The organism is Paenarthrobacter sp. PAE-2 (assembly GCF_026013155.1).
Lineage (GTDB): Bacteria > Actinomycetota > Actinomycetes > Actinomycetales > Micrococcaceae > Arthrobacter > Arthrobacter ureafaciens.
Window position 1 is genome coordinate 1 of sequence record NZ_JAPDNV010000063.1, and the last position, 11383, is coordinate 11383.

Sequence of the window (11383 nt, forward strand, 5' to 3'; positions counted from 1 at the left end):
AACAGGGCAATCTTTGATCCATGCAAACTCATGGGTGACTCACTTTCTCATTGTGTGTAGATATCGAGATCAACGTTTGTCAGGGGTGTATCCCGAGTGGACTGATCGCGAGGTTGCTGGACTGATGAACCATCGCGTGTCGATCATCCGGTTATCAGGTGGTCTGAACTCTTCCCCATTTGCCCGCCGCTGTCAAGGTTTCGATGCCCTGATTTGCCGAGCTGAGCGAGTGGGCCCATGGGCGGCCAGCCCTTGATTATGGCGCTGCGCCGCCGGCGTCGGCCTGAGCCCCTACCCGTTTCACGAGAGGGTTCTGGCCGCCGAGCGGATCAGCATGGCGGCGGACACTGCCCCGGGATCGATGAACCCTCTGGAGTTTTCCCGCGCGTAGCTGGATTTGCCCTTGCGGGCGATCATGTCGGAAGTTGCGTCCCGGCCGGCTTCAGCCGCATCCGCCGCTGACTTCAGGGCCTCTGACAGGGATTTCTCCTCCGTCAACTTCGCCTTCAGTGTTTGGACGGACGGGGCCAGGGCGTCGAACATGGTTTTGTCGCCTTGTTTTACTTTGCCTCTCTCGCTGACGCCCTGGGTGGCCGCTTCAAAGGCGTCTGACAGCAGTCCCGGACTGATAGTCGGAGCGTCGCCCACCGCTCTTGCCATTCGAAGGAAGATGGTTCCGTAGAGGGCGCCGCTGGACCCTCCGACCGAGGAAACGATATGCAGGCCGACATCCTTGAGGAACTCCCCTGGAGTTGCGGCTCCGTCCCAATCAGGCACGGATTTGAGCAGTGCGGACATTCCGCGCTCCATGTTTGAGCCGTGGTCTGCGTCGCCGCTGGCGGCGTCTAGATCGCTGAGGGTGAGGTGCTGTTGGATGATCTGGTCTGCGAAATCCAGGATCCAGCGTTCCAGGTCGGTTCTTGTCAGGTTGGTGTCCGTCGTCATTTTCATCGTCCCCACCGCAATGCTGCTGTTTGGACCGGAGCGTCCCATAGGTCTTTTAGCTCCTGGTCGAGTTCAAGGAAGGTTACTGCGGCGCCCGCCTGGTCAAGGGAAGTCACGAAATTTCCCACAAGCTGACGCGCGACGCAGGCGCCGCGGCCTTCTGCCGCCGCGGCCAGTTCTCCGGCGAGAAGGTAAAGCTCGTGATGCGGCGTGGCTCCCATCCCGTTGACCAGCATGAGCAGGTCAGAGCCGTCCTTCGGTGCGAGGTCTGATAGGACCTCGTTGACCATCAGATCCGCAATCTCCCGGGCGTTGGCCATCGGGACCCGTTCACGTCCGGGTTCGCCGCTGATGCCGATGCCCAGATCCATGTCGGTTTCGGCAAGTTCGTACACCGGCTTTCCGCGTGCAGGAGGAGTGCACGAGGAGAGGCCTACCGCGAACGTTCCTGAGCGGGCGATCACTTTCTCGGCAACGGCCAGCACCTCGGACAGTTCCCTGCCCTCCTCCGCGGCAGCGCCTGCAATCTTTTCGACAAGGACTGTGGCCCCGAGCCCCCGGCGTCCAGCCGTTTCCCCGTCGTCCGGGATCGATACGTCATCGTTGACGACAACCTGGGCCACCTGGATGTCTTCGAAGTACAGGATCTCCTGAGCCATCCCGAAATTCATCACCTCGCCCGTAAAGTTTTTGATGATGTGGAGAACCCCGCTTCCCGCGTTGGCGCGGCGGGTAGCGGCGACGATTTGGTTTGGGACGGGTGAGGTGAAGATCTGCCCAGGTGCGGCGGCATCCAGCATCCCGTAACCGACGAAGCCGGTGTGTGTGGGTTCGCAGCCTGAACCGCCACCCCCTACAAGCCCGACCTTCGGGAAAGGGGGAGCTTCCCGGCGTTGAAGCACCCGGTTCGTGCAGTCCCACTCCAGGATCTCCCGGTGCGCGCCCACGAGCCCCGCCACGTAGTCATCCACCGCAGTCGATGGTTCATTCAAAAATTTCTTCATTGCCTTCCGTTTACCTCCGGACTGGCCATCTACTTCCGCAGTGCAGCGATTGAAATTGAAGCTGTGGCTTGATGATCGGGTGGTCTGACCAGAAGCTTCCCCTAGAAAACTTCCCGAGTCAATCCCCTCCCCTGGCGGATGACGAAGACGTCTTGCCGGGCCGAATCCCTTGAGCACGGCTGTGGCTGGCGGTTCAGCGCCCTTCTTGGAAATCCTAAAAAGGTATTGACAGCCCCTTTGGCGTCTCGTAGTGTTCAGACCACCGGATCACCTGTCATGTAGCTCACATGTGTCGGAAAGAAGATCCGGTAAGGCTTGAAGACCGCGACCACGCGGAAAACCATGGGTGCCGCAAAGCTGCCGCCCTGTAAGAAGGAGAACAAATGTCTTCACTGGACTACACCTACGAAAACATCGACAAGGTCATCGACCGTTCGCGCTACCTTGCCCCGACCATCGATCCCAAGAAGACGATGTTGCTCGTACTCGACATGCAGAAGGCGTGCGCAGAGCCCGGCGGCGCGATGTACATTCCCAGTGTCGGAGGCGCACCGGAGGGCAAGGACACCATCGAGCCGGTCAAGAATGTCCTTGAAGCCTGCCGCGCGAAGGGCATCCCCGTCGTGTGGTCGCTCTGGGGTCTTCGCGGGGATGGTAAGGACGCCGGCTACGCCGACGTCAAATGGGGTCTGGAAGGCCAGCTCGGCAGCTTCCCGGGTTCTTGGGGCAATGGAGGCGATGAGCTCGTCGACGAACTCAAGCCGCTGGATGATGAGCCGGTGATCCGCAAGCACCGTTTCTCATCGTTCTATGGCACGCCGCTGACAGAGTACATGCGCCGTGCGGGCGCCGACACGCTGGTGATTGCCGGCCTCTCCACGGGCAACTGCCAGATCGCTACCGCAATCGACGGTGCCAACCAGGACTTCAAGATCATCACTCTCGCCGACACCTGCGCAGCCATCCCCTCGGGACAGGACGATCCGCTGGGCTACGGCCAGCACTGGGAGGCATTGAGGAACATTCAGGCCAACCACGGCGACGTCCGCACGAGCAAAGAATTCCTCGAGCTCATCGACGCCGTCTAAGCACTCTTTGTCAGCGACGCGTCCCGCCGCTCACCCGGCGGGACGCGCCCCGGCAGCTGCTCCAAACTGCTTTCCAATTCTCGACAGCCGGCATTCCCGGCATTCTTGCGCGCCCAGTTCGCACTAAGTCATCAGACCACCGGGTTACCGGGGTACCACCACACGGAATCAATTTCGACGATGAGGTTGGAATGAAAAACAACGAAAACTCTCCAAGCGGCGCGGCCGGACCGGGCGATGAGCCCATCGTGTCCGTGCGCGGCGTCGGGAAGGTCTACCCCGGCGTCGTGGCCCTGGCCAACGTCGACATTGATCTGCGCCCCGGCGAAATCCACGGGCTTCTCGGCGAGAACGGGGCCGGAAAGTCGACGCTAATCAACATCCTTTCCGGAACGGTGGCCCCTACGGCCGGAACAGTCCGGGTGAACGGCTCCGAAGTCACCATCGGGACCCCACGGGACGCCCAGGACCTCGGCATTTCAACAGTCCACCAGGAACAGTCACTTGCCCCGAATCTCTCCGCCGTGGAGAACATCTTCCTCGGCCGCGAACTCATCAACGGCAGAAACCGTGTCGCCGGCGTTCTCGACGAAAAAGAAATGCGCTCCCGTGTGCTTGAACTTGCGCATGAGTTCGGCCTCACCGACCACGACATTAAAGTCCCGGTCGAAGCCCTCGGAGCCCTTAAGCAGCACGTCGTGCAGATCATCAAAGCATTGGCCTTCCGGACACAGGTCCTGATCCTGGATGAACCAACCTCCGGCTTGGCCGATCACGAACGCCTCACATTGTTCAGTTACATGCGCCAGCTACGCCAGAGGGGAATCTCCCTGCTCTGGGTCACCCACCGTCTCGATGAGCTCTTCGGACTGGCCGACACCATCACGGTGCTCCGCGATGGTCAGCTCGTCGCAACCGTAGACCCTGCCGGACAGACTGCAGAATCGCTCGTCCGGCTCATGGTCGGGCGATCCAACCTGGCAGCACGGGAAGAGACGGTCGAGGAAGGAAGGGCTCACGGCTTCACCGGGGCCCGGGACGAGGTCCTGCGGCTGGATTCGGTCAGCCGCCACCCCCTTCTTCATGACATCAGCCTGTCCGTCCGGCGGGGAGAGATCCTCGGGCTGGCCGGAATCGCCGGTGCGGGCCGGACCGAAACTGCAATGGTCATTCTGGGCGCCGACCGCCCGGACTCAGGAACCATCTTCCTGCATTCCCGCCCCGTGGTTATCCGCAATCCTCGTGAGGCCCGCCAGAGAGGCATCACCTACGTGCCCGAAGAGCGCAAAACCCACGCTATTCTCGGCGACTTCTCAATCAAGCGGAACATCACCATCTCGGACCTGAACAGGACGGCCGCTGGGCGCCTGTTCCTCCGCGGCCGGCAGGAGACGGCCACGGCGAAAAGGTACGTCAGTGATCTGAGCGTAAAGACGGCTTCCGTGCAGGAAAAAATCCGCAATCTCAGTGGCGGGAACCAGCAGAAGGTCGTCATCGCACGCTGCCTCTTCACCGAACCCGATCTGATTATTTTTGATGAGCCCACCCAAGGCATCGATGTCGGCGCCAAAGCCGAGGTCTACCGGCTGATCTACGACTTCGTCGACCAGGGAGGGGCAGCAATCGTGATCAGCTCCGAACTACCCGAACTGATCCGCGTATCCGACCGTATCGCTGTGATGCGCGAAGGAACCATTGTGGGCGAACTCGAGAGCACCGGCCGTGACGAAACAGCGTCCGAAACCAGTGAACTCGGCGAACGAATCATCTCTCTGGCAACCCGAGGAGCGGTAGCAGTATGAGCATCTTCCAGCGTTCTTCGCGAGTACTGGCGATTGACGGTGTCGCCGTTTCGATCGTCTTCCTGATGATGTGCGTTTACTTTGCCCTCGCGTCTCCGTATTTCCTTAGCCCCGACAATATCTACAACACCTTCGTCGAATCCGTTTCCGCGGTGCTGCTGGCGGCCGGCCTGACCTTCGTCCTGATCAGTGGCGGAATCGACCTGTCCATCGGCTCCAACATCGGTCTGAGCGCTGCCGCAACCCTCTTCGCCACCATGAACGGTGCACCCACTGTCCTGGCTGTGCTTGCCGGTATCGCCACCGGGCTGATCTTCGGGCTGGTGAACGGGGCCTTCGTGGCTGGGCTGGGCGTCAGCGACTTTATCGTCACGCTGGCGACACTGAGCATCGGGGCTGGTGTGCTGCAGGTCTTCACGTCTCATACACAGCTCACCGGTACTGCGGACAGTTCCTTCCTTGCCCTCGCGGGAGAAAAAATCGCAGGGATCCCGACAGGGGTGCTAATCACAGCGGTCATCCTGCTCATCCTTGAGGTCGCGCTCATCAAAACACCTTTCGGTCGGACGATCTATGCCGTAGGCATCAACCCGAACGCGGCGTACCTGGCTGCGGTCAGCGTGCGCAGGACCAAGTTCGCGGTCTTCATCATCTCCGGAGTCATTGCCGGCATCGGCGGAGTGCTCCTGGCATCCCACCTCAACTCTGTCCAGCCCGGACTCGGGGGCGGTTATGAACTGACAGCGATCGCCGGGTGCGTCGTGGGCGGAGTTGCCCTCGCGGGTGGCCGCGGAAGCATCTGGCGTGCTGCTCTTGGCGCCTTCTTCCTATCCATTCTTAGCCGCGGTCTGCAACTGATCGGCGTCGACCCGCTCTGGTTCTCGATCGTGACCGGCGCAGCCATCGTGGCCGCGGTGGCCTTCGACCGCGGCGCCCAAAAATGGCTGCAGTCCACGTTCCGCCCGGTGTCCCCGGCAGCGGCCGCAACCCAGAATGCCCAGTGAGGCCCGACATGTCTTCTTCCCTGAACGCACCCGCCCTAAGCAACCGGATCGAAACGATTCTCGCCAAGCCAGGATCCGGCCTGGTGGGCCTGCTTATCCTGTTCATCATCACTATGACATTCGTTGCACCGTCTTTCCTCAGTTTTGGAAACTGGGAAAACGTAGCCAACCAGGCGGTCTTCGTGCTGCTTCTCGCTCTGGGCATGACGATCGTGCTCATCGCGCGTGGAATCGACCTCTCCGTTGGTTCGGTCATGGGCCTCTCAGCTGGTGTCGCGGCCTTCCTGATCAACCAGGGGCTCATCTTCCCGCTCGCATTGTTAGCAGGCATTGGTTGCGGTCTCGTTTGCGGCCTGCTGAATTCGCTGATGATCACGAAACTGGGGCTGCCCGATTTTGTTGCCACGCTCGCCATGCTCGGTGTAGCACGGGGCGTACTGTTCCTCTGGACCAAGGGAACGCCTTTCACCCGCTATATGACCCCGGAGTACAGGATCGTTGGAGGCCAGGTCAAGCTCGGCGGCATCATCAGCGTCCCAATCATCGTTGCCATCATCCTCTGCATCCTCGTCTCCTTCATGCTGCGCAAATCGGTCATTGGACGCCACCTGTACGCAGTTGGAGGGAGCCCGGACGCGGCCCGCCTCTCGGGTATTTCAGTCTCAAGGGTGAAGACATTCGCTTATGTCGTAAGCGGTGGATGTGCCGGACTCGCCGGAGTGATACTTGCCGGCCGTGCCACCAACGTGGCCCCGACTCTCGGGACGGGCTATGAAATCCTGGCCATCACGGCGGCCATCATCGGCGGTGCAGCCCTGACCGGAGGCCGCGGCCGAATGGTGGGTGCCATTCTCGGCGCCCTGACCATCACCCTGATCGCAAACGCAATGAACATCGCCGGCGTCAAGTCCGAATGGCAGCAGGTCGTCACTGGAATCATCCTGTTACTTGCCGTACTGCTCGATCGCATTACCGCATACTTCCAGCAGCGTCAGAACAGCGCGGAAATCGAACAATCCCCACAGCAACAACAAGAATCGGCACCCTCGACGATGACCAAACAGGCCTTGAGCTGATCCACTTTTGCCCCAGGCCTGGGACCGCCACCGCCACCGCCACCGCTGGCGCTACCGGCTGATAGTGATCCCGCTCCCCTGCCAAACAACCGCACCGCACCCCTGCTTGACTTTCAAAGGAGAAATACAATGGAAACGACCCCGACCCGAAGCGAGAATGCGACCTCAGGGGCTACCCGGCGCAACATTCTCGGGGCAGGCGCCCTGATGGGGACGCTCGGTCTTCTCACTGCCTGCACAACTCCTCCTGGTGGGTCGGCCGCCGCCGGCGGTGCTGGAGGCAGCGGCGCCGAAGGCAGCGCGGAATTCACCGACGCCATCAAAAAACTCGTCAACGGGCGCACCGTCCAGATCGGATTCACCCCTCCGGTCCTGTCCGAGTACTACACGCAGATGGAAAACGCAGCCTTCACGCGGATGGCGCAACTGGAAGACCTCTACGGGGTCAAATGGAAATGGGAAAAGTCATCCCCCACTGGCAACTTCAACGCCGTTGAACAACAGATCAGCACCGTCCAGACCTGGACAAGCCGCAAGTTCGACGTCGTCTTCATCTGTACGGGCGCCAACTTCGCCACCATGCAGGGCGTCTATAAGAACGCCATGAACGCTGGCACCAAGATCTTCCAGTTCAACCAGCCAGTCGAGCTCTATCCAGTGGATCAGATCAACACCGTCTCCAATATTGGCTACGACAACCGCACACAGTCGGGCTATGTGGCTGGAAAATTCATCGCGGATACGCTCAAAGGCAAGGGCAAGATCGTTCAGATTATGGGTCCCTCCGGCTCCGACTGGACCAAGGCCCGGCTGATCGGCTTCAACCAGGCTCTCGCCGAAAATCCGGGCATCGAGGTCGTGGGAACTGCAGACGGCGGCTATCTGCGCGACAAGGGACTCAGCGCGGCCCAAGACCTCCTCACCAGGCACCCGGATATCAATGCGATCTATGGAGAAAACGAAGACATGGCCCTCGGCGCCTCTCAGGCGGTCGATGCTGCGGGACTGAAACAGTGGGACGGGTCCCAGGGCATCGTGATTGTGGGCGCAGATGGACTGCTCTCGGGCATGGATGCGATCCGGAACGGCAAACTGACGGCCTCAGTGGACGTGAATTCTGTAGATAACGCCATCAGGATGATCGACATCGCCTTCCAGTCCGTGGTCCTGAAGAACTATGTCCCCAAGATCTCCAACATCACGACGCATCTGGTGACCAAAGACAACGTGGAAGCTTATGCCGCGTACATCAACGGCATCATGGCGCCGAAGAAAACATACTGAGCGCCCCGCATTGGCATTCAACGGGTGTGAAGCCACCTCCCCGCTGGGCAGTCAGGGAAAGGCGAACCTTTTTCCCGCCACGCCCGGTCTTCTTTTTCGGAATGGGCCAGTGTTCAGGCCACCGGACCAGTATCATTAGGGATGTACCGAGCAGTGCGGGTTGGCGAAAGAGGGATCATGACCGAATCTACAAACAGGATCGAGCGTGTTGCGCGGCTGAGAGTGTCGGACTCCGTCGCTGCCCAGCTGACGCAACTGATCACCAATGGCGTCTATGCTGTGGGAGAAAAGCTACCGGCCGAGCGCGTCCTCGCCGACGAGTTCGGGGTAAGCCGCAGTTCGATGCGCGAAGCAATCCGGGGTATCGAGGCAAGCGGCCTGGTCAGTAGCAGTCATGGCGTGGGCGTCTTCGTGGTCAGCAATACCGTTGCTGCCCAAGGCCCGTCGGACCTGCTCGTGTTCGAAGATTTCACCGTGCCCGAGCTGTTCGAAGTTCGGCGCATGATCGAACGCGACGCGGCCGGTTGGGCGGCGCAAAGAATCACTCCCGCCACCACCGCTGCATTGGAGAGCATCATGGAAAAATGCTCGGACCCTGAACTCTCGGACGAGGAATTCGTGCAGCTGGACATTCAGCTCCACCAAACAATCGCGAAGGCTTCAAAGAACGAGCTGGTTGCAACCATCTACGGCAGCCTGGAGCCGATGCTGATCAAGTATTCGCTTCGGGTGATTTCCCTGCCGGGGCGTCGCGAAGACTCCCACGCAGGACACGGCAAAATTGTCGACGCCATCGTCGCCGGCCGCGTGCGGGAGGCCCGAGATGCGGCCGTGGCCCATATTCGCGACGTCGAAAGGGACATCGCCAAAAACCTGGCCCAACCGGTGGCCAGCCAACCTAACTAGGGCTCTAAGCGCCGCCGCTCCACCGCTGGACGCGGCAGGGATAAGCGCGCCACATCCGAGGTGATTTTTCCGCGGAGCCCAACTCATCATGGACGAACGGATAACGCGATATGACCGCATCTTCTTCCCCACAGCCGACGGTTCCGCTCACGGGCCAGGTGATAGCCGTGCTGCGCACCACGCACGCGAGCAAATACCTGCCCGTGATCGAAAGCCTGGTCGCCGGTGGAGTCCGGTTCATCGAACTCACGCTCACAACCCAGGGCGTGTTCGATCACCTGCCCGAGATCAGGGCAGCTTTCGGAGAGACTGCGGAAATAGGCATCGGCACCGTGACCACCACAGGCCAAGTTGAATGCGCCCGCGACGTCGGGGCCCAGTTCCTGGTCACGCCGTCAACCAACCTTGACATCGTCAATACCGCTGTCGCTCGTGGAATACCAATAGTCCCAGGCGGCCTGACCCCCACCGAACTGCACGCGGGATGGAGCGCTGGCGCGGTAGCCGTCAAAGTCTTCCCTGCTTCCACTGTCGGGCCGGATTACATCGGTCAACTCCACGGCCCGTTCCCCCAGATGCAGCTCATACCCAGTGGCGGAATCACCATCGAGGACGCACCGCGATGGATTTCGGCCGGCGCCCTCGCCGTCAGCCTCGGCGGCCCCCTGCTGGGTGACGCCTTCGACGGCGGCAGCCTCGCCCAGCTCACAGAAAGGGCACGACGCGTGACCGAGCTGGTATCTGCGGCGACCGAGGACCGTAAAGGCACAAACCGATGATCACGGTGGATTCCGGGGTTGATAGTCCTGCCGTCACTCCCTACAATGTCACCGACGTCGTGACCATGGGTGAGACCATGGCGCTGATGAGGGCTGAGTCTTCCGGCCCCCTCGCCCACGTTGCTTCACTAAGTCTGGGTATGGGAGGTGCAGAGAGTAATTTTGCGATAGCGCTGCGCAGGCTCGGCACTTCCGTGACGTGGGCTGGCAGAGTCGGAGCCGACAGCCTGGGAGAAATGGTACTGCGTGAGCTCGCAGCGGAAGCCATCAACACACTCGTCTCCCGTGACCACACAGCTCCCACAGGGCTCATGATTAAGGAACGTAGGACAGCTGAGGCCGTAAAGGTCTGGTACTACCGCAAAGGCAGCGCCGGATCCCGGCTATGCCGCGAGGACGTACCGGCCGAGCAGATCGCCCAAGCGAAACTGCTACACATAACAGGCATCACCCCCGCACTATCCACAAGCGCCGCCGATGCGGTCAACTACGCCCTCGACTGTGCCCAGGCCGCCGGTACTCTGGTCTCCTTTGATTTGAACTACCGTTCAGCGCTATGGTCCTCTGAAGAGGCCGGCGAACAGTACCGCCGCATAATACCCAGGGCGGACGTTGTGTTTGCTGGGGACACTGAAGCAGCCATCGCAGTAGGCCATGCTCAAGACCCCTGGGAACTCGCTCGACGAATTATCGAGATGGGAGCATCTCAGGCGGTCATAAAACTGGGCGCTGACGGTTGCGTCGCAGTCGTCCACGGTGAAAAGCACGCCCAGCGCGCAGTACCCATCCGGGCCGTAGACACAGTAGGGGCGGGAGACGCCTTCGTCGCCGGATACATCGCAGAGCTGCTCAATGACCAGGACGTTCCCCAGCGCCTGCTGACCGCCGTCCGGACTGGTGCATTCGCTTGCTTGGTGCCCGGAGACTGGGAAGGCATGCCCCGACGTACCGAGCTGGACCTCCTGGACTCCACAGAACCCGTCTCCCGATAGAGACAGCACTTCACTCCCTATGTGAAAGCAAAATCCAGCCAAAAGTGGACGGAGACATCGAAAGGTGAAAATCAACGACCCGGCAGCCACGCTTAATGCGGGCGTCTTGGCAGAGGCGCTAACGGCCTGGAAACGGGCTTTTGACCAGCATAGGCCCGAAGACATGGTCAGGCTCTTTTCACGCGATGCGCTCTTCCAGGGGCTCAGCCCAACTTTGCTCACGGGACGAAAAGAAATCTTCGACTACTTCGATGCCCTGCCCCCCGGTATCACGGCAACGTTCCAAGTTATCCAAGCCCGCCAACTGGCTCAAGATCTAGCCTGCGGATTCGCCGCGCTCCGCTTCACCTACCCGGACGCCAGAACGGCGCAGGTTCAGCTATCCCTCGTGGTCCGCAGGAACGGCGAGACATGGTTGATTGCCCAGTACCACGCCTCTAGGACGTTCCTGTAAGCGGCCATGAAAAACTGCCCATAGGCGGCCACGTAATTGCCCACTGATG

General features: G+C 60.6%; 11 protein-coding genes. 9 read left to right on the top strand and 2 right to left on the bottom strand.

Features of this window, described 5'->3' with window-relative positions; translation table 11 throughout:
- Positions 1 to 300: 300 nt before the first annotated feature.
- Together dhaL and OCL88_RS20220 are read right to left on the bottom strand one after the other, a co-directional pair.
- Positions 301 to 945 carry a dihydroxyacetone kinase subunit DhaL gene (gene dhaL / locus OCL88_RS20215; RefSeq protein ID WP_264963723.1) on the bottom strand — a complete coding sequence of 215 codons (645 nt, stop codon included), beginning with the start codon at positions 943 to 945 and terminating at the stop codon, positions 301 to 303.
- Between the two features lie 2 nt (positions 946 to 947).
- Positions 948 to 1949 (bottom strand): dihydroxyacetone kinase subunit DhaK, encoded by a 1002-nt coding sequence (locus tag OCL88_RS20220; RefSeq protein WP_264963724.1) that lies wholly within the window; start codon positions 1947 to 1949, stop codon positions 948 to 950.
- Positions 1950 to 2332: 383 nt separating this feature from the next.
- Between OCL88_RS20220 and OCL88_RS20225 the strand changes: the two genes are divergently transcribed.
- The 9 genes from OCL88_RS20225 (at position 2333) to OCL88_RS20265 (ending at position 11334) form a co-directional block, all read left to right on the top strand.
- Entirely contained in the window at positions 2333 to 3037 is a 705-nt protein-coding gene (locus OCL88_RS20225) for a cysteine hydrolase family protein (protein ID WP_021473239.1), read from the top strand.
- Positions 3038 to 3228: 191 nt separating this feature from the next.
- Positions 3229 to 4839, top strand: coding sequence for a sugar ABC transporter ATP-binding protein (locus OCL88_RS20230; protein ID WP_264963725.1), 1611 nt, complete (start codon positions 3229 to 3231; stop codon positions 4837 to 4839).
- A complete protein-coding gene (locus OCL88_RS20235) occupies positions 4836 to 5843 on the top strand; it encodes an ABC transporter permease (protein ID WP_021473241.1) in 1008 nt (335 codons plus the stop codon). Before OCL88_RS20230 ends, OCL88_RS20235 begins: the two co-directional genes overlap by 4 nt.
- An 8-nt stretch (positions 5844 to 5851) precedes the next feature.
- Entirely contained in the window at positions 5852 to 6919 is a 1068-nt protein-coding gene (locus OCL88_RS20240) for an ABC transporter permease (RefSeq protein WP_264963726.1), read from the top strand.
- Between the two features lie 129 nt (positions 6920 to 7048).
- Complete coding sequence (locus OCL88_RS20245) at positions 7049 to 8203, top strand: sugar ABC transporter substrate-binding protein (RefSeq protein ID WP_021473243.1); 1155 nt, start codon at positions 7049 to 7051, stop codon at positions 8201 to 8203.
- A 177-nt stretch (positions 8204 to 8380) separates the two neighbouring features.
- Positions 8381 to 9109: a FadR/GntR family transcriptional regulator gene (locus OCL88_RS20250; RefSeq protein WP_264963727.1), complete on the top strand. Its 729-nt coding sequence runs from the start codon at positions 8381 to 8383 to the stop codon at positions 9107 to 9109.
- Positions 9110 to 9219: 110 nt separating this feature from the next.
- Positions 9220 to 9888, top strand: coding sequence for a bifunctional 4-hydroxy-2-oxoglutarate aldolase/2-dehydro-3-deoxy-phosphogluconate aldolase (locus tag OCL88_RS20255; RefSeq protein WP_264963728.1), 669 nt, complete (start codon positions 9220 to 9222; stop codon positions 9886 to 9888).
- Positions 9885 to 10880 (top strand): sugar kinase, encoded by a 996-nt coding sequence (locus OCL88_RS20260; protein WP_264963729.1) that lies wholly within the window; start codon positions 9885 to 9887, stop codon positions 10878 to 10880. Before OCL88_RS20255 ends, OCL88_RS20260 begins: the two co-directional genes overlap by 4 nt.
- Positions 10881 to 10944: 64 nt before the next feature.
- Positions 10945 to 11334: a YybH family protein gene (locus tag OCL88_RS20265; protein WP_264963730.1), complete on the top strand. Its 390-nt coding sequence runs from the start codon at positions 10945 to 10947 to the stop codon at positions 11332 to 11334.
- Positions 11335 to 11383 lie beyond the last annotated feature (49 nt).